Raw genomic sequence first — 18,932 nt, 5'->3', positions numbered from 1 at the left:
AGCCATGAACACCGTTAAGCGTCCTGCAGTTTGAGCGTCGAAGTCCGCACGATAAGTTTCGTGGCGAAAATTTTCTGCTCAGGTTCTAGCCGAGTGCCGACCGGTGCATTCAACTGCTCGGTCAGCAGCCGTGCGGCGTACACGCCTTTCTCCACCATCGGCTGCCCAATAGTGGTCAAGCCAAGCTGCACCGCTTCAGGTATATCGTCGAAACCAATCACCGATAGCGCTTGTGGGACGTTGCGATTGAGCGCGTGAGCCGTCTTCATGCAAGCGATCGCCATGACGTCCGAGCAGGCCACCACGGCGGTGACATCGCTGGACGTCAGCAGCGTGAAAGCTGCCGTTTGCCCAGAGGTAGAATCAAGCCCACCGGCTTCGATAATACTCAGGTCCTCGAATGCCAAACCGGCTGCGTTCGCAGCCTCCACGTATCCGGTAAGCCGCTCCCTGACAATGCGCTCACTGGCGCTTCTGAAACGCGGCTGATCAATCGGGCCGCGATAACCGTCAGGGTTGAGGCGGTCAATGATGATCCCAATCTTGCGATGCCCAAGGCCAAGCAGGTGCTCCATCTGCGTGCGGGCGGCGCCTCGATCATCGATGCCGACAAAGAAAGAGTTTTCCACCAATGGCGAATCGATAACCACAAACGGAATGTTCTGTTTCACCACTGCCAATACGGCCGGATGGTCGTCGGGCAGGGTCGAGATAATCAAGCCATCCACCAATCCACGCAGCGCCAGACTGCCGTGATCGGCCGCTTGCGTACGACCGACGAGCCGGTTGTTATTGAGCGGGAACAACGTCAACGCGACGTTCTCCAGCTCACCCACTTCGCTGATCCCGCGTAACAAGGCAATCGTGCAAGGGTCGGCGAACGCCAGGGACAATTTGTCCATCATCATCAAGCCGATCGCCCCGATCTTGCCCGAACGCAAGCTTCGCCCAAGGACATTCGGCCCCGGATAGCCCAACGACGCGGCGATTTTAAGGATATGCTCGCGCTGGGCTTGGGACAGCTTGGTGGGGCGATTGTAAGCGTAGGACACCGCAGGCTGAGACACCCCGGCTGCCAGTGCTACATCTTTCATTGAAACGGATGCCATCGCTTGCTTCCCGATCTTTTTGAAACCTCACAGGAGGTCTGTTAAATAAAAACCATGCCTCAGTGTAACCGCTGAGGCGAAACGTTCGGAACCAGTCGGGTGGCGCTAAAAATGATTGCGATCATCAGCGCGGCAACCGCAAGCAGCGCTGACGACAGATTGGTCGCCTGGGCAACCAAGCCGATAGCCGCCGGGCCCATCAAGATCCCGAGGTAACCGAGACTAGTTGCCGCCGCAATGGCCAACTCGCCTGGCATGGTCTTTTGAGACCCAGCCAGCGATAGGTAAACCGGCGCAATGTTCGCCAAGCCTGTGCCAATCACCGCGAAGCCGACCAGGTTCAACAGCCAGTCCTTGGCAAACACCACCAGCACGAAGCCCACTATGACGATAAGCCCACCGCCGATGAGCACTCTACGCGCGCCCAGCTTCAGCAGAATCCGGTCACCACTCAATCGTCCCAACGCCATCATCACGGCAAAGGCTGCGTAGCCCAGGCCGGCAATGGAATGCTGAACGCCTCGTACGTCAGCAAGAAACACCGCGCTCCAATCGAGAATGGCGCCTTCAGAGAGAAAGGCAAACAGACAGAGCAAGCCCAGCAGCAAAACCTTTCGAGTCGGTTTGACAAATATCGGACTGCCCTCATCACCGCTACGCCCAAGCATCTGCTGTCCGTAGGTCAAGACAAAAGCCATCAGTACCGCGATCACCCCACTGCTTGCCCACAAAGGCGAGGCGCCGAGCCATAACAGTGCGGTCATACCTGCGGCACTGACAATCGTCCCCAGGCTGAACAAGCCGTGGAAACCCGACATGAGCGACCGACTGGTCGCACGCTCAACCATCACCCCCTGTACGTTCATCGTCACGTCCACCGCCCCACACCCTGCGCCGAATATGCTCAGGGCGATCAACAAACCGGCGAATGAACGAGCCGTCGCGAGCATCGGTAAGGTCAGCAATACCAGCGCGATACCGATATGCATGGTAAATCGGCAACCCTTCCTTGCGTTCAGGATGCCTGCGAGCGGCATCATCACCAGCGAGCCTAGGCCAAGGCAAAGTAAAAGCAGGCCCAACGCTCCGTCGTCGACCCCCGCCCGACTGCGCGCATAGGGAACCAGCGGAGCCCATGCGCCCATGCACAGGCCTGACATGAGGAACGTCAGCCGATAAGCCACCATATCCGGGGCGGCGCACGGCAATACCGATTCTTGAGAAGACACGAAAACCTCTAAATTCGAACCATTAAAGTTATACGTATAACTTAAAATAATTTTTTAGGCCAATGTGTCTTCGAAATCAGGACGGCTTTACAGAGCAAGAAAGCGGTAAAAGCCGAGAACCTGAAATAAGCTGATAGCCAACTCATTAATAATGTAAGTTTTAATAAGTTATACGTATAACTGATAACGCTTCACCTTCCAATTGCATTAACACCCCAAAAACAACAAAAGAGACGATGCAGCGCAATGAACACTCTTCAACAACCGCAAGTACCTGCCCGCATTCGCAAAGCGCGTATCGCGACTTTCCTGGGTTTCATGATGATCGGCGCCATGATGTATATCTGGTCGACCGGCGTGAGTGTCTTCCGAGCGCAACTGGGTTTTACCGGTGAGTCGGGGGATGCAAACTTCGGCTTGATTGCACTCGGGGTTGGTGTGGGTTCCGCGACCGGTGCGCTTTGGGTAGGCCGTCTGCTGGATAACTTCGGGGCAAAGCCGGTCATTACCGTGTGTGCACTCGCCTATCCGCTGTCAATCATTGCGCTGGGGCTGGTCAGCGGTTTCTGGTTCGCGCTGAGCTTCGGCGTTGTGCTCGGACTCCTGCGAGGGGCGCTAGACACCGCATTGAATGCCCATGGCGTTCAAGTCGAACGCTTCTATCAGCGTTCGATCATGTCTGGCTTCCACGCGTTCTATTCACTGGGCGGCTTTCTTTTGGGGATGGTGTGTAGCTGGCTGACCGGCTTCTACACCGACAGTATGCAAGTGCCATACACCGTGCTTGGTGTGGCGCTGTTTATCGTGGGATGTTTTTTCAGCCGATGGTTGCTGGGTAAACATGATGTTCCGCAGCCGTCTTCCAGCGACTGGCAAACAGGCGCGCAGGCGCCTGATGAAGTCGGAAAAAATCCATCAGCAAAAACGCTGGTCATGATTGCGCTGGGCGTGCTGCTGCTGGGGAGCATGATGGGGGAAAATGCGATTGCCGACTGGGGTCAGGAATACATTCACCGCGAGTTCTCGACGACGACCTCGATGGCCGGCATGGCAGTTTCCATCTTTGTCGGCGCAGCCTTCGTCGGGCGGCTTTTCGGTGACCGACTGGCTGCGGCGTTTGGCAATGCACACGTGGTTTTCGGATGCGGTACCTTGTGCGTCCTCGGCATGACCATCACCATCGTCGGTGGCTCGGCGGTGACCGGCACCGTCGGCTTTGCACTGTTCGGCCTTGGCCTGTCCTGCATTGCCCCCCTGATGATTTCCGCTGCGGGACGCAGAGACCCCAAGCATGCAGGTCGTAACATCGGCATCGTCAACTGCATCGGCTTCTCCGGAATGCTCGTAGGGCCCATCGCTATCACCGTGATCGTCAGCAATTTCGGCTTGAGCAAGCTGATGTTTTTCCCATTGATCATGCTCGGCTTTCTGGCGACATTCGGCCCATTGCTAATGCGCACACCTAAAATCGTTACGACCGAAAAACAACCTGATATGTGCAGAACCGACGCCGCTGTCCAGAGACTGGATAGTGCTGAACTTCGGTAGTATCCGCCGGAACGAAAAAAGGACCCGAAGGTCCTGATTTCAAATCGCTTACAGAGTTCAATGGAACTCTGTGGCGCAATATTTGGAGCGGGAAACGAGACTCGAACTCGCGACCCCGACCTTGGCAAGGTCGTGCTCTACCAACTGAGCTATTCCCGCACTTTGGTAACGAGGCGCTATTGTATAGATTCAACTAGCTTAGTCAAGCCATTGATTCAAAAACTTATTTTTTCTCAGTGGTAGTTCTGAGGTGCGGCCAGGCGGCACGCAAGTATTGAACCATTGACCACAATGTCAGACCTGCAGCGACCAACAACAGCACGTAACCCAGCACCACCCAGAACGTAAACCCAGGCGGGTTCGCGAGCAAAATAATCAGTGCGATCATCTGCGCGGCAGTTTTCCATTTACCCAGGCTGGATACGGCAACGTGAGCCCGAGCGCCAATTTCAGCCATCCACTCGCGCAATGCCGAAATAACAATCTCACGGCCGATGATCACCGCTGCTGGCAATGTCAGCCACAGATTAGCGTGTGCCTGTACCAATAACACCAAGGCTACTGCGACCATCAATTTGTCGGCCACCGGATCGAGAAACGCACCAAACGGTGTGCTTTGTTCAAGCCGACGCGCCAGGTAACCATCAAGCCAATCCGTTGCTGCCGCAATGGCGAAGACCGTACTGGCTGCGGTATAGCTCCAGTAATAGGGCAAATAAAACAGCAGAATGAAGATTGGTATCAGCAGGACACGTATTACGGTGATCAGATTAGGGATATTCATCGGCACAACTGGCTACGAGGTGAGCGGGCATTCTACTCGCTGTGCAGGCTGGCATAAATCGACTCTGCGAGCTTTTTACTAATTCCCGGCGCTTTAGCGATTTCTTCGATGCTGGCGCGAGACAATTCCTGCAATCCACCAAAGTGTTTAAGCAGGTCTCGGCGACGGGTCGGCCCTACTCCTGCGACCCCTTCCAACGTCGATGTACGACGGGTTTTACCCCGTCGCGCTCGGTGTCCGGTGATGGCAAAACGGTGGGCCTCGTCGCGAATTTGCTGAATCAGGTGCAACGCCGGATCGTCGCCTTTCAACGTAAATTCGTGGGCGGCGTCGTTCAGGTACAACGTTTCAAACCCCGCTTTGCGGGTTGCACCTTTTGCCACGCCCAACAAAATAATGTCTGGTATGGCCAGTTCGTTCATCACATCGCGGGCCATAGACAGCTGGCCCTTACCCCCGTCGACCAGCAAGATATCGGGCAATTTGCCCTCGCCGTCCTTGATCTTGCTGAAACGCCGCATCAAGGCCTGGTGCATGGCTGCGTAATCATCGCCACCCGTAATGCCTTCGATGTTGTAACGCCGGTAATCCGACTTGATCGGCCCCTCGGGACCAAAGACTACGCAGGATGCCACGGTGGCTTCGCCGCTGGAGTGGCTGATGTCGTAGCATTCCAATCGCTGCGGTGGCTCGTCAAGATTCAACACTTTAGCCAACGCTTCAAAACGCGCCGTAACGTGTTGGCGATTAGCCAAACGCGCAGAGAGCGCTTGCTCAGCGTTGGTCACCGCCAACTGCTGCCAGCGCGCCCGGGTACCACGCACCCGGTGGCTGATAGTCATTTCATGGCCACGAATTTCTTCAATCGCATCAATCAGCGTCGGGAAGTCTTCATGGACGACGTTGACGATGACTTCGCTGGGCAATTCGCGGTCGTGATCGCTAAGGAAATACTGTGAAAGGAAGGCCGACATCACCTCACCCACTTCCTCCTCGATACCCACCTGAGGGAAGAAACTCTTGCTGCCCAATACGCGCCCGCCACGCACACTGATCAAGTGAACGCAGGCGCCACCCGGGTTGATGAACGCAGCCACCACATCTACGTCGCCGGTACCGCCGTCCATACTTTGCTGATCTTGAACCCGTCGCAACAAGGCAATCTGGTCGCGCAACTCCGCCGCGCGCTCGAACTCAAGGTTCACTGAAGCCTCTTCCATCGCCGCATTCAACTCGTTCGATAACGCATTGCTGCGGCCTTCAAGGAACATGACGGAATGTCGGACGTCTTGGGCATAGACCTCGGGCTCGACCAAGCCGACGCAGGGACCTTTGCAGCGCTTGATCTGGTATTGCAGGCACGGCCGCGCACGGTTCTTGAAATAGCTGTCTTCGCACTGCCGCACTAGAAATGCTTTTTGCAGCAGACTCAAACTTTCACGAATCGCACCAGCGCTTGGGTAAGGCCCAAAATAACGACCTTTACCTTTTTTGGCGCCACGATGGATGCTGAGACGGGGATAATCACCGTCCGAAAGGTACACGTAAGGGTAGGACTTATCATCGCGCAACAAAATATTGTAAGGCGGCCGCCACTCTTTGATGAGCGTCTGCTCCAGCAGCAGGGCCTCGGTCTCGTTGGCGGTGATGGTGGTTTCAATATGTGCAATACGTGCAACCAGGGCGCTGGTCTTTGGCGCATGTCCTGTCTTGCGAAAATAACTGGCCAGTCGACTCTTGAGATTTTTTGCTTTACCCACGTACAACAGCCGCGACTCGGTATCGAACATCCGATACACACCGGGGCGGCCACTGCAGGTTGAAAGGAAGGCGCTTGGATCGAACGTTTGGGTCATTTCAGAGACTGGCATCAACCATGCCGTGGCGAACGGCCAATAACGCTAACTCGACATCACTGCCGATCGAAAGCTTTTCAAAAATACGATAACGGTAGGTGTTAACGGTTTTGGGCGACAAGCACAATTTGTCAGAGATGGTCTGAACTTTTTGGCAGCCGACGATCATCAGCGCAATCTGAATTTCACGCTCAGACAACAAATCAAATGGTGAGTTACTGCTCTGCGGCTGGAAAGATTTTAGCGCCAATTGTTGAGCGATCTGCGGACTGATGTAGCGTTGCCCGGCAAATACCAGACGAATGGCTTGTACCATCTCAGGCAGACCAGCGCCCTTGGTCAAATAGCCGGCTGCACCTGCTTGCAGAAGACGCGTCGGAAATGGATCTTCTTCGCACACTGTCACCGCCACGACCTTGATGTCTGGATGGCTGCGTATCAATTTGCGAGTCGCTTCCAAACCGCCGATGCCAGGCATCTTGACGTCCATCAATACCACATCGGGTTTGAGCTCGCGGGCTTTCTTCAGGGACTCTTCACCTGATTCAGCCTGACCTACAACCTGGAGACCATCGATATCGGCCAACATCCGTGTAATGCCTGTTCGAACAAGATCATGGTCATCAACAACTAGCACCCTAATCAAGCAGACACCTCACAAAGCGGTCATGACGAATGCGGCCCACCTTAGCAAAAACAGCGAGCCAGACCTAGCTACAAGCTCGATATTGGTGCGAAGCCGATGCAAAAACGGCGTTAGTGACACGCTACCACTAACGTCTTCATATATTTGGGATTTTTTTGTGCAGTCCAAAGACAGGATAGTTACCTAACGTGCCGTTCACGTCGGTTTGTTATTAGTCAAATACGAGGCTGATAATTCAGCCATAGTCGTCGTCAAGCGTCTGATCGCGTCTTGATCCTCTTTATGCAACGTCCGGAAACTGCCGAGCACTTTCTCCTCAGAATGACTGAGATTATCGACAGGAATCGGCGTAGCAGTGCCTGTGAGTACAAATAAGACGTCCACGCCCCTAGCTGCAACAGCTGCAAGATAATCTGCTTTGGGGGCACGATCGCCGCTTTCGTATTTCCCCTGAGCATTAGCTTCTACACCACCAATTTCACCAAATGCTCGCTGCGAGAGACCTAGGCGCTCTCGTTCTTTTCGCAATCTTGAACCAATTCCATTCATTTGAATGCATAATCCTGTTGACCCTATCTGTACGAGGGGTAGAATCCATGAAAATTAAACTGATTTGAACGGTTTTGAACTATGCCCGGAATACGTACTGCTGCACAAGCTAAGGCTTGGTTGGAACAACAAGGAAAATCGGTCCAAGAGTTTGCCCGGGAACACAGCATCGACCCGGCAACGACCTATCAAGTCCTGGCAGGACGCAAAAAAGGAAAACGTGGCGAATCACACAAAGTGGCCGTTTTACTGGGGATGAAAATTGGCAGCATTCCGGCCGAGAAAGGCTCGGACATTGCACCGTCAGCGGAATGAAGTTTTTCGCGTGGGCTGGTCGTGCAACGGACGCTCTGTCTAAATAGCTATCGCTGGGTTGCGTCAAGGTGTGCAGCGGAATCGATAATCAGAAACGGTGATTTCGTAAGTCCTCAGGCAATCGCCACTGACCCGTGTCGCTGGTTCTTACCAATACAGAGTCAGTGCTCGATAACGTGCTCCATCCCGAACAACGCATCCCCTTCACAAATCACCGCGAATCCGTGTCGTAGGTATAACTGCATCGCCGGATTACTTTTAAACACCTTCAATCGGATGCTTCTGTAGCCTTGTTCCTCGGCCATCGATTCAATCTGATCCATAACCCAAGTGCCCACCCCCTCGCCTCGATAGGGCTCTAACAGCTGCACATCCCGCAAATACAAATAGCCAGCCTCGGGACTGATGCTAAAAAACCCAATTTGCTTGTCCGCCTTGACGATAACGAAGCTGTGCCGTAACGCCCACTCAGCACTGAACAATTGTCCCTGCCACACGCGCCCATACTCCGCGTAATAGCGGCGCATATTCACGCGGGTCAATTCGCTGGCGAAATCCAGGTCGGCAAGAGTCGCCGGGCGCAGCCTCAGGTCCATATCTGCGTAAACCTCAGGTCATCAAACCATTATCGGAACAATTCTGGTTACCCATCTATCTCCGTCACGGCTCGCGATCAACAGCAGATCACCCGAACCGTCGGCGGCACCAAACCCTATCCCGTCCCCTGACCAAAAGGCACTTCGGCCCGCCGATATCCAGCCGCCCGTCGCGCTACCATGGTTAGCCATCAGCACAGCCATACCGTGTTCGGCAGCATAACTAGCCAGCAGCCGAGTATCCGCAACGTAGCCGTCGGCGGAGATCAACACGCTGGCGGCATACACCGTGGCACCCGACTGCGCAGCCGCATTCGCATGGCTGGCGTGGGTGAAGTCTGCACACACTGCCAAGACGAGGTAGTCAGTGTCGATCTGCACACCGTCACCGCCCTCTCCAGGCTTAAACACCAACTCCTCGCCTGCGTGCAGATGCTGCTTGCTGTAAACACCCACTTCAACCGCCACGCCCAGCACCAGCGCCGCTATCAACACATCAACACTCCCCGCGCGGCGAATCGGCGCACCGATCACCGTTACCATTCCACCGCTGTGTGCGAGTTCATGCAGAGGCTGCAAGCGCGCATCAGCGGGATCGATGGCCAGTTCACAGGCCAAGCCGCGCTCATAACCGGTCAGCGACAATTCGGGAAACAACAGAAATTCCACCCCCTGCTCTATCGCAGCCCGCATAAAAACCAAATGACGCTGGATGTTGGCGTCGATATCCCCTGGTACAGAGACTGATTGAGCTGCCGCAATGACACGCACTCCCACAATGCCGTTCCTTGATTAACGTCTTCGGGTTTGTAAAGACCTGTGCTGGATGACACCACGACGAACGCTGTGGTGCAATTCGCCAGTGCGACCAGCATCCAACACCCTCAATCGCAACCATGTAATTTTCTAATTGAACAGCGGCTTGCACCTGCAGTAAGCTCGGGTCCATCAAACGGAGATAGACCATGTTGCATTCATCGCCATCACAATCACACCAAACTTCCAGCGCTCGCCGCTTGGTAGAGGTCTTGACTGCGTTGAACGAAATGAATGTGGTCACAGCCCCGACTTACTTTTATTTTGGGTATTGGTTTAGCCGCTGGCGCGCCTGATACCCAAACGGCGCCCACACTCACAGGGACGCCAACCAGAGAATTCTCTACCCCCGGTCGGCAACCTGATCGGGGGTTTTGTTTTTCAGGCCCGACAACTTTTGAATTGCACTGAATTGACTCGAGGAACACCGACATGAACTACGCCACTGGTTACCGCAACGACATTCACCTCGCCTGGCGATTTAGCAACCTGCGCTCGGGACAGCTTGCCGCCTCCGACCGGTCGTTTTCGGGTGGCACGCCAACACTGAAGGCCGACACGGCCAATTGTCGAACACCCCAATAGGGCGTCGAGCGCGATAAACCCGCGCCCGCCCAGGAAGCCAGCACATGAACTCATCCGTTGCGGTAAAAAACCTGTCCGAAATGATGGCACACGCGGTGACGTTGACCGACAGCGCCCCAGTCCTACAGCGCCTACCCAGTAGCCTGCAGCTCAAACAGCTCGTGCCACTTGACACAGCGCTCAGCAAACAAGTTGCCGACCACCGCCACGCAGTACGCGCCATTCTCAACGGTGAAGACTCCCGCTTGCTGATCGTCGTTGGCCCTTGCTCAATTCACGACCCACGCTCCGCCCTCGAATACGCCGAACGCTTGGCGGCGCTCGCTGCAGATGTCAGCGACCAGTTATTGTTGGTAATGCGTGCCTATGTCGAAAAACCCCGCACGACAATCGGCTGGAAAGGCCTGGCATACGACCCACAGCTCGACGGCAGCGACGACATGGCTGGCGGTCTGACCCTGTCCCGCGAACTGATGCGCGAAATGCTCTGCATGGGTTTACCCATTGCCACCGAGATCTTGCAACCCATAGCAGCAGGCTATTTCGATGATGTGCTGAGCTGGGTGGCGATAGGCGCTAGAACCACTGAGTCGCAGATTCATCGGGAAATGGCCAGCGGTTTGGGCATACCGGTCGGTTTCAAGAACGGCACTGACGGCGGCGTCTCTGTTGCGACCGATGCAATGCGCTCGGCGGCCCACCCTCATCGACACTTCGGTATTGACCGACACGGCCATCCGGCAATCATCGAAACCCAAGGCAACCCGGACACTCACGTTGTGCTGCGCGGCGGCCACGGCGGTCCGAACTATGACCGCCAGAGCGTGGCTGCTGTCCGCTCTGGGCTGCAAAAAGTTGGCATCACCCCACGGATCATGGTCGATTGCAGCCATGCCAACAGTGGTAAGGATCCTTTACGTCAGCCCGTCGTGTTTAACGACGTGCTTGAGCAACGTTTGCGGGGCGATCACTCGCTGGTAGGCATGATGCTTGAAAGCCACCTGTTTGAAGGCTGTCAGACCCTGAGCAATACGCTTGAATACGGCGTTTCAGTGACAGACGGTTGCCTGGGCTGGGATGCCAGCGAACAGTTGTTGCAAGAGGCCGCAAGCACATTGCGCCTGCGACAATGATCGCCAGCCCTCTGCCCTTGGGCGGCAATCTGGGCTTCATTCGGAACTTTCGCGAGAATAGCCGCCCTTAATCCGGTAGGCTTTCCCTTTTTTGACAGGAGTAATGACCATGGCTAAAGCCACTGCGCGCCACATCCTTGTGGCCAGCGAAGAGAAATGCATCGAACTGAAAAGCCAAATTGAAGGCGGCGCTGATTTCGCAGAAATCGCCAAAGCGAACTCTAGCTGCCCATCTAGCCGTCAGGGCGGTGACCTGGGTTCCTTTGGCCCAGGCCAAATGGTCAAGGAGTTTGACAGCGTAGTCTTCAGCGCACCGATTAACGCGGTGCAAGGCCCGGTAAAAACTCAGTTCGGTTATCACTTGCTGGAAGTGACCAGCCGCCAAGACTAACTGTCACGCGGACTGCCAAACGGCCCGTCTCTCTGACGAGCCGTTTTCGTTTGTGCTGTTCACTCGCAAAGCCCTCCTGAGTCGTGGCATTAAGGCCATTCATGCCTCTGAACACAAAAACCGATTGTGCAACTGCATGTGTCGATGCATGGTTAGGCCCGTTGCTTACGCGCTCGTTATATCGCCACGAAGCAGCTTATGATCCGGCAGGCTTCTGCACAGTCTTGGTTTTTTACCCTTAACCCTGATATTCGCTCGCGGACGTCAGTCAGGATTCGAGCAATGCGTTTCGTTTTTTCATCGTTGATTGTCGCAACGCTAGCCTTGGTTTCTAGCTTTCAGCCCTTGTCCGCCGCCCCAGGACATGCTCTGACTGTTTACGGTGAGGCACCTAAATACCCTGCCAACTTTACCCACTTCGATTACGTCAATCCCGATGCCCCCAAAGGTGGCAGCCTGCGGCGCTCGGCGTTGGAGATTGGCCAGTTCGATCATATGCTGCCGTACATCGACAAAGGCACGGGTGTCGCACAACTCAACGGCCTCTTGTATTCACCCCTCGCCGTTCGCTCGCTGGATGAGCCGTTCACGGTTTACGGTCTGGTCGCACAAACCATGGAGCGCAGCAAAGACGGGCTGTCGCTGCGTTTTTTTCTAAACCCTAAAGCACGGTTTGCCGACGGCGTACCCATCACCGCCGAGGATGTGCGATACACCTATGACCTATTGATGACCCAGGGCAGCTTGCAATATCGAACGGAATTCGAAGACGTGACCCATGTTGAGGTTGAGTCGCCGACTCAGATTCGCTTTGATTTCAAAAATAACGAGAATCGCACCCTTGCGCTAGACCTGGCATCGCTGCCGGTATTTCCTGAGCATTGGTGGAAAACCCGCGACTTTGCTAACGGCGGTGGATTCGAGATTCCATTGGGGAGCGGCCCCTACAAAGTGAGTAAGGTCGATGCCGGACGCAGCATCACGTTCGAGCGCGATCCCGATTGGTGGGGAAAAGACCTCCCAGTGAGTCGAGGGTTCTACAATTTCGATCACTTCAGCGTCGAGTATTTTGGTGACACCGACGTCGCTCGCCAGGTCCTGCGCGGTGGTGCGTATGACTACAACCGAGAGTTCTCCGCAACCAGCTACTCCATTGGCTATGAAAGCCCGGCCCTGACCGACGGACGCTTGCAGAAAGCGCAACTGGCCCAGGGCGCTGTTCAGAGTTCGCAAGGCTACATATTTAACCTTGATCGCCCGATGTTCCGGGACCGGCGCGTCCGTGAAGCGCTGGCGATGCTCTGGGACTTCGAGTGGAGCAACCGGCAGATGATGCACAACGTATATGTGCGCCAAAACAGTTATTTCTCCAATAGCGCACTGGCTGCCGACCACATGCCCACCGAAGACGAGCTGGAAATCCTCGAACCGCTGCGCGGGCAAGTTCCGCCGCAGGTGTTCACCCAAGTGTTCCATACACCCAAAACCGATGGCTCCGGATTCATTCGCGATAAGCAACTCAAGGCTCTGCACTTGCTTGAAGAAGCCGGTTGGATGCCCAAAGGCGATCATTTGGTTAACGCAGCAGGTGAACCGTTCACCTTCACGTTCCTCAATGCTCAAGCAGGCATTGAGCGTTTGTTGTTGCCGTACAAACGTAACCTGGCGCAGATCGGTATCACGTTCGACATTCGTCGGATAGATGCCGCCCAATACCTTAATCGGGTGATGGCGCGCGATTACGACATGATTGTCGCCGGCTACCCCGTTTCAACGTCGCCGGGCTTGGAGCTTTACAACTGCTTTGGTGCTAAAAGCGCCAAAGACCCCGGCTCGAACAACTACATGGTGTTGCAAAATCCCGCCGTCGATAGCCTGATCACTGGGTTGGTCAAAGCCGGCGATAAGGCGACCATGGTTAACTACGCCCACGCGCTAGACCGGGTCTTGCAATGGGGCTACTACTGGATTCCAAATTTTTACCCACCTGGTTCGTCCACGGTTTGGTGGAATCGCTTCGGTATTCCGAAGCTTCAGGCAGCTAATGGTGACGCCATTGAAACCTGGTGGGAGATAAGCCCAACCCCATTGACTAATGAGCAATTCGCGAAAAAACGCGGTGCATCGGCCAATCCCGCAGAGGTCCATTAAATGCTCGGCTATTTACTGCGAAGACTGCTGCTGATTATTCCCACGCTGATTTGCATCCTGTTAGTTAACTTCTTTATCGTGCAAGCCGCGCCAGGTGGACCGGTTGAACAAGCGATCGCCCGTCTGCAGGGCGTCGGTTCAGCCAATACCGTCGGCGGATCGCCCACTGAATCGCACAGCGGCAGCACCGTTTCGCGCGCCAGCCGCGGCCTCGACCCAAAGCTCATCAAGGAAATCGAACACCAATATGGCTTCGATAAACCGCTGCATGAGCGCCTCTGGCTGATGCTGAAAAATTATGCGCGACTGGATTTCGGAAAAAGCTTCTTTCGCGGTGCAAAAGTCACCGATTTGATTCTGCAAAAAATGCCGGTTTCCATCTCCCTAGGCCTGTGGGCGACACTGATCACCTACCTGGTGTCAATTCCGTTGGGGATTCGCAAAGCCGTCAAACATGGCAGCCATTTCGATATCTGGAGCAGCACGGCGATCATCATCGGTTATGCCATGCCGGCCTTTCTGTTCGCGATGTTGCTGGTGGTGATGTTTGCTGGCGGCACGTCGTTGAACTGGTTTCCGGTGCGCGGGCTGGTGTCAGAGAACTTTGAACAACTGTCGACCGTCGGCAAAATTACCGACTACTTCTGGCACTTGGTACTGCCCGTACTGTCATTGGTGATCGGTGGCTTCGCGACTTTGACCATCCTGACAAAAAACTCATTTCTCAATGAAATCACCCGCCAGTATGTGGTGACGGCCAGAGCTAAAGGCGTCAGCGAAAAACGCGTGCTATACGGCCATGTGTTTCGAAATGCCATGTTGCTGGTTGTAGCGGGGATTCCACAGGCGTTTATCAGCGTGTTCTTTGCCGGCTCGCTGCTGATCGAAGTGATTTTTTCCCTTGATGGCCTGGGTCGAATGAGCTACGAAGCGGCAGTTTCACGCGACTATCCTGTGGTCTTTGGTTCGCTGTTCATCTTCACGCTGTTTGGCTTGTTGATGAAGCTGGTCGGGGATGTGTGCTACACCCTGGTTGATCCGCGAATTGATTTCAGCGCGAGGAACGCCTGATGTTCAGACTTTCTCCGTTAGGTCGTCGGCGTTTCGAGCGCTTCCGTGATAACCGTCGTGGTTGGTGGTCGCTGTGGCTGTTTTGTGCCCTGTTTTCGTTAAGCTTGGGCGGCGAGCTGATTGCTAACGACAAACCGTTGATCCTGAGTTATCAGCATTCGTTGTATTTTCCGGCGTTCAAGCGCTATACCGAGCAGGAGTTCGGCGGACAACTCCCTTTTCAGCCCGACTACCGCAGCGATTACGTACGTCAGTTGATTAGCAATGACGGCGGCTGGATGCTATTTCCACCGATTCCGTTCAGCGACGACACACCTAACTATGATTTGGCAAAGCCCTCACCAAGCCCTCCCACCACGACCAACTGGCTCGGCACCGATGACCAGGCCCGCGATGTGCTGGCACGGGTAATTTTTGGCGCGCGAGTATCGATTTTATTTGCGTTGGCCCTCACGCTCATTAGTGCTTTGATCGGTATCGCAGCGGGCGCGCTGCAAGGCTATTACGGAGGATGGGTCGACCTGATCGGCCAGCGTGTGCTGGAAGTTTGGTCCGGGTTGCCGGTGCTGTATTTGCTGATAATCCTGTCGGGGTTTGTCGAGCCTAATTTTTGGTGGCTATTGGGGATCATGGCGCTGTTTTCATGGCTCGCGCTGGTAGACGTGGTACGCGCCGAGTTCCTGCGCGGGCGTAACCTGGAATACGTCAAAGCCGCCCGAGCATTGGGCCTCAGTGACCGCAAGGTGATCATGCGGCACATTTTGCCCAACGCCATGAACGCAACCTTGAGTTACTTGCCGTTCATTTTGACTGGCGCCATTTCTACCCTGACAGCCTTGGACTTTCTTGGTTTCGGTATGCCCGCAGGCAGCGCCTCGCTGGGTGAACTGATCGGCCAAGGCAAGCAGAACCTACAGGCACCCTGGCTGGGCCTGACTGCGTTTTTTACCTTGGCACTGATCCTGTCGCTGCTGGTATTCATTGGTGAGGCGCTGCGCGATGCTTTCGACCCGAGGTCTTGATATGTCCGAAAACCTGATTGAAATTCGCGACCTGTCGGTTGCCTTCAGCGGGCACAAGGTAGTCAACAGCGTGAGCTTTGACATACCGGCTGGCGAATGCTTGGCGTTAGTCGGCGAATCCGGCTCCGGCAAATCGGTGACCGCGCATTCGATCCTGCAACTGCTGCCCAAGGCAGGCACGCTGACCACCGGCAGTATTCGTTACCGAGGCCAGCAATTGGTCGACGCCCGAGGCTCGACACTGCGCGAGATTCGCGGCAACCGTATCGCGATGATCTTTCAGGAACCGATGACCTCGCTCAACCCGTTGCACACCTTGGCCAAACAAATCGGCGAGACCTTGCTGGTGCATCGCGGCTTAAGTGGCAAAGCCGCGCAAAAGCGGATTGTCGAATTGCTGGAACTGGTGGGCATTCATAACCCGCACAAGCGTCTCAAGGCATATCCGCATCAACTGTCTGGTGGTCAGCGGCAACGGGTGATGATCGCTATGGCCTTGGCCTGCGAACCCGACTTGTTGATCGCCGACGAACCCACCACAGCGCTTGACGTCACCGTACAACGCAAGATTCTGCTGCTGCTCAAAGAGCTGCAACAACGCTTGAATATGTCGCTGTTGTTGATCAGTCATGACCTGAATCTGGTGCACAGCATCGCTCAACGAGTGTGCGTGATGCGCGCCGGTGAAATCGTCGAGCAGTCCAATTGTCACCTGCTATTCAAGCACCCCCAGCACCCCTACAGCCGCTTGCTGCTGGACGCTGAACCTGTGGGAGAACCGCTGCCCCGTGACAGCCGCGAAAAGGTGTTGGAAGTTGAAAACCTGCGCGTGTGGTTTTCCATGGGCGGCGGAATTTTTCGTCAGCATCACGAATACCTCAAGGCCGTGGACGACATCAGCCTAAGCATCGAGCGTGGCAAGACGTTAGGCATCGTCGGTGAGTCGGGTTCAGGCAAGTCAACCTTGGGTCAGGCGATCCTGCGCTTGGTAGAGTCTCGCGGCAGCATTAAATTTCAAGGCCAGCCACTGGATTGCTTGAGTCAGAAAGAAATGCGGCCGTGGCGTAAACAAATGCAAGTGGTTTTTCAAGACCCTTATGGCAGCCTCAGCCCGCGAATGTCAGTGGAGCAAATCATCAGCGAGGGCTTGGAGGTCCACAGTGATCTCACACCCGCACAGTGTGAAATCGAAGTGATTCGCGTGCTGCAAGAGGTTGGCCTAGACCCGGCCAGTCGGCATCGTTACCCCCATGAATTTTCCGGAGGACAGCGCCAACGTATCGCCATTGCCCGAGCGCTGGTGCTTAAGCCAGCGCTAATACTGCTCGATGAACCGACCTCGGCGCTAGACCGTACCGTGCAAAAGCAAGTGGTTGCCCTCCTCCGCCAGCTTCAGGAAAAACACGGTCTGACCTATCTGTTTATCAGCCATGACCTGGCCGTGGTCAAGGCATTGGCCCATGACCTGATCGTGGTCAAGGACGGGAAAGTGGTTGAACGCGGCGCCAGCCACGATGTGTTCGATTCTCCGCAGCATCCATATACCAAAGAACTCCTGGCGGCGGCGCATCCGGGGTTTGCTTGATTCGGTTGTAGGCATCTGAATAACGGATGGACGAACAATGTGGGCGTTGCCCCGGTTTTTGAACATATTGAGGCCATCATGAAAGACAGCGACAGCCTCAAGGATTATCGGCGCGTCCGGCGCCTGGCGATCCGCTCGTTGTTCGAAATCATCGAGCAGTCCAGCGAAGGCACGGTGATCGTCGACAAAGACGCTCGCATTGTTTGGATTAACGAGCGTTACGCGCGCCGCTTCGGGTTGGACGACGCTAGTGTGGCCGTAGGGCAACCCTGTGAAAGCGTGATTCCCGGCAGTTTGCTGCGGGACGTGGTGAACAGCGGTCGACCGATTTTGCTGGACATGATGGACACCGCTAAAGACCCATTGGTGGTCATGCGGTTGCCGATCAACGACGACGCTGGCTCCGTGATCGGCGCTATCGGTTTCGCTTTATTCGATGAGCTGCACGCACTGTCGCCGTTGCTTAAACGCTACCTGAGTATGCAAGAAGAGCTGGCCTCGACTCGATCTCTGCTGCGCGCTCGTCAAGCCAAATACAGCTTCGCGCACTTTATCGGCACCAGCTTTGCAAGCCTTGAGGTTAAACGCCGCGCGCGGCGCAGCGCGGGTGCCGACTCCCCGGTACTATTGCTCGGGGAAACCGGCACCGGCAAAGAGTTACTGGCCCATGCCATCCACAACGCCTCGCCACGGGCGCACAAAGCTTTTGTCAGCATCAACAGTGCGGCGATCCCGGAAGCGCTGCTCGAAGCCGAGTTTTTTGGCACGGCGCCGGGTGCATTCACCGGCGCCGACCGCAAGGGCCGCCCCGGCAAACTGAAGATTGCCCAAGGTGGCACACTGTTTCTGGACGAAATCGGTGACATGCCGCTGCCGTTGCAAAGCAAATTGCTTCGGGTGTTGCAGGAGAAAGAGTACGAACCGGTCGGCTCCAACGAAGTGATTCAAAGCGATGTCCGCCTGATCGCCGCTACGTCCACCGACCTTGAGGCAGCGATTAAGCGCGGCGAATTTCGCGCCGACCTGTATTACCGCCTCAACGTGCTGCCAATCCAGGTGCCGCCGTTACGAGAGCGATTGGACGATCTACCTGCCTTGTGCGACGCCATTCTTGAAGAGCTATGCAGCCAGCACGAACTGGACCACGGCGCCCTTGCCTTACTGGGCCAACACGCCTGGCCGGGCAACATCCGGGAACTGCGTAATGTGCTGGAGCGCGCCGCATTGCTCAGTGACAATCTGCTGCTGGATACCGGGGAGATTCGCTCAGCCATCGGTACGCTGATTCCGTTCAGCACATCGGCGATAGCTCTGCCAACGACCAAAACCGAAACCTTCAGCGCCGCGCGTGCGCGATTTGATAGGCAACTAATTGAGTCAACCTTAGCCAGCTGTAACGGAAACGTTATCGAAACGGCCAAGCACCTTGGGTTGGGACGCTCTACGCTGTACAAAAAAATGGCGGCACTGGGCATAGCTGAGTCTCATTAAAGAGACTCAAATCTCAATTACAAGACTTTCCTAATTGACCTTTTCAGGAGCTACC

Annotated in this window: 18 protein-coding genes and 1 tRNA gene; 10 read left to right on the top strand and 9 right to left on the bottom strand. The window is 55.3% G+C overall.

Annotated elements, in window-relative coordinates; translation table 11 throughout:
• Window positions 1-14: 14 nt before the first annotated feature.
• Window positions 15-1,109 carry a LacI family DNA-binding transcriptional regulator gene (locus tag QN378_RS05515; RefSeq protein WP_323546328.1) on the bottom strand — a complete coding sequence of 365 codons (1,095 nt, stop codon included), beginning with the start codon at window positions 1,107-1,109 and terminating at the stop codon, window positions 15-17.
• 59 nt (window positions 1,110-1,168) lie between these two features.
• Window positions 1,169-2,296, bottom strand: coding sequence for an MFS transporter (locus QN378_RS05510; RefSeq protein WP_322206857.1), 1,128 nt, complete (start codon window positions 2,294-2,296; stop codon window positions 1,169-1,171).
• A gap of 288 nt (window positions 2,297-2,584) precedes the next feature.
• Between QN378_RS05510 and QN378_RS05505 the strand changes: the two genes are divergently transcribed.
• Window positions 2,585-3,886 (top strand): MFS transporter, encoded by a 1,302-nt coding sequence (locus QN378_RS05505; RefSeq protein WP_323546331.1) that lies wholly within the window; start codon window positions 2,585-2,587, stop codon window positions 3,884-3,886.
• Between the two features lie 83 nt (window positions 3,887-3,969).
• Here QN378_RS05505 and QN378_RS05500 read toward each other — a convergent pair.
• The 5 genes from QN378_RS05500 to QN378_RS05480 all read right to left on the bottom strand — a co-directional run bounded on the left by QN378_RS05500 (window position 3,970) and on the right by QN378_RS05480 (window position 7,721).
• A tRNA-Gly gene (locus QN378_RS05500) sits at window positions 3,970-4,045 on the bottom strand.
• A 64-nt stretch (window positions 4,046-4,109) separates the two neighbouring features.
• Window positions 4,110-4,670, bottom strand: coding sequence for a CDP-diacylglycerol--glycerol-3-phosphate 3-phosphatidyltransferase (gene pgsA / locus QN378_RS05495; protein ID WP_322203093.1), 561 nt, complete (start codon window positions 4,668-4,670; stop codon window positions 4,110-4,112).
• 32 nt (window positions 4,671-4,702) lie between these two features.
• Window positions 4,703-6,526, bottom strand: a complete 1,824-nt coding sequence (uvrC, locus tag QN378_RS05490) for an excinuclease ABC subunit UvrC (RefSeq protein ID WP_322206856.1) — start codon at window positions 6,524-6,526, stop codon at window positions 4,703-4,705.
• Between the two features lies 1 nt (window position 6,527).
• Window positions 6,528-7,172: a UvrY/SirA/GacA family response regulator transcription factor gene (gene uvrY, locus QN378_RS05485; protein ID WP_322183950.1), complete on the bottom strand. Its 645-nt coding sequence runs from the start codon at window positions 7,170-7,172 to the stop codon at window positions 6,528-6,530.
• A 195-nt stretch (window positions 7,173-7,367) separates the two neighbouring features.
• Window positions 7,368-7,721: a helix-turn-helix domain-containing protein gene (locus tag QN378_RS05480; protein WP_322203091.1), complete on the bottom strand. Its 354-nt coding sequence runs from the start codon at window positions 7,719-7,721 to the stop codon at window positions 7,368-7,370.
• Window positions 7,722-7,802: 81 nt separating this feature from the next.
• Between QN378_RS05480 and QN378_RS05475 the strand changes: the two genes are divergently transcribed.
• Window positions 7,803-8,036, top strand: coding sequence for a DNA-binding protein (locus QN378_RS05475; RefSeq protein ID WP_322203089.1), 234 nt, complete (start codon window positions 7,803-7,805; stop codon window positions 8,034-8,036).
• 161 nt (window positions 8,037-8,197) lie between these two features.
• On the opposite strand, the gene QN378_RS05470 is transcribed toward QN378_RS05475, so the two are convergent.
• Complete coding sequence (locus tag QN378_RS05470; protein WP_322203087.1) at window positions 8,198-8,632, bottom strand: GNAT family N-acetyltransferase; 435 nt, start codon at window positions 8,630-8,632, stop codon at window positions 8,198-8,200.
• Window positions 8,633-8,653: 21 nt separating this feature from the next.
• Window positions 8,654-9,409, bottom strand: a complete 756-nt coding sequence (locus tag QN378_RS05465; protein WP_322203086.1) for a carbon-nitrogen hydrolase family protein — start codon at window positions 9,407-9,409, stop codon at window positions 8,654-8,656.
• A gap of 471 nt (window positions 9,410-9,880) precedes the next feature.
• On the opposite strand from QN378_RS05465, the gene QN378_RS05460 reads away from it, so the two are divergent.
• From QN378_RS05460 to QN378_RS05425, 8 genes are all read left to right on the top strand, one after another.
• Window positions 9,881-10,033: a hypothetical protein gene (locus QN378_RS05460; RefSeq protein WP_322203084.1), complete on the top strand. Its 153-nt coding sequence runs from the start codon at window positions 9,881-9,883 to the stop codon at window positions 10,031-10,033.
• A gap of 44 nt (window positions 10,034-10,077) precedes the next feature.
• The gene (locus QN378_RS05455) at window positions 10,078-11,166 is read left to right on the top strand and encodes a 3-deoxy-7-phosphoheptulonate synthase (protein WP_322203082.1); all 1,089 of its coding nucleotides are present in this window, start codon (window positions 10,078-10,080) and stop codon (window positions 11,164-11,166) included.
• A 109-nt stretch (window positions 11,167-11,275) separates the two neighbouring features.
• Window positions 11,276-11,557, top strand: coding sequence for a peptidylprolyl isomerase (locus QN378_RS05450; protein WP_323546338.1), 282 nt, complete (start codon window positions 11,276-11,278; stop codon window positions 11,555-11,557).
• Window positions 11,558-11,839: 282 nt separating this feature from the next.
• On the top strand, window positions 11,840-13,708 hold the full coding sequence (locus QN378_RS05445) for an extracellular solute-binding protein (protein ID WP_322203078.1): 1,869 nt from the start codon (window positions 11,840-11,842) through the stop codon (window positions 13,706-13,708).
• On the top strand, window positions 13,709-14,779 hold the full coding sequence (locus QN378_RS05440; RefSeq protein WP_323546342.1) for a microcin C ABC transporter permease YejB: 1,071 nt from the start codon (window positions 13,709-13,711) through the stop codon (window positions 14,777-14,779).
• On the top strand, window positions 14,779-15,801 hold the full coding sequence (locus tag QN378_RS05435) for an ABC transporter permease (protein ID WP_322203074.1): 1,023 nt from the start codon (window positions 14,779-14,781) through the stop codon (window positions 15,799-15,801). The genes QN378_RS05440 and QN378_RS05435 overlap by 1 nt, the downstream gene beginning before the upstream one ends.
• Before the next feature lies 1 nt (window position 15,802).
• Window positions 15,803-17,386 (top strand): ABC transporter ATP-binding protein, encoded by a 1,584-nt coding sequence (locus QN378_RS05430; protein WP_323546345.1) that lies wholly within the window; start codon window positions 15,803-15,805, stop codon window positions 17,384-17,386.
• 78 nt (window positions 17,387-17,464) lie between these two features.
• Window positions 17,465-18,877, top strand: a complete 1,413-nt coding sequence (locus tag QN378_RS05425) for a sigma-54 interaction domain-containing protein (protein ID WP_322203070.1) — start codon at window positions 17,465-17,467, stop codon at window positions 18,875-18,877.
• Window positions 18,878-18,932: the final 55 nt, after the last annotated feature.

Source organism: Pseudomonas sp. 10S5, assembly GCF_035019745.1.
Taxonomy (GTDB): Bacteria; Pseudomonadota; Gammaproteobacteria; order Pseudomonadales; family Pseudomonadaceae; genus Aquipseudomonas.
The sequence above is the reverse complement of the archived record's forward strand: the minus strand, read 5'-3'. Positions and strand labels throughout refer to the sequence as shown.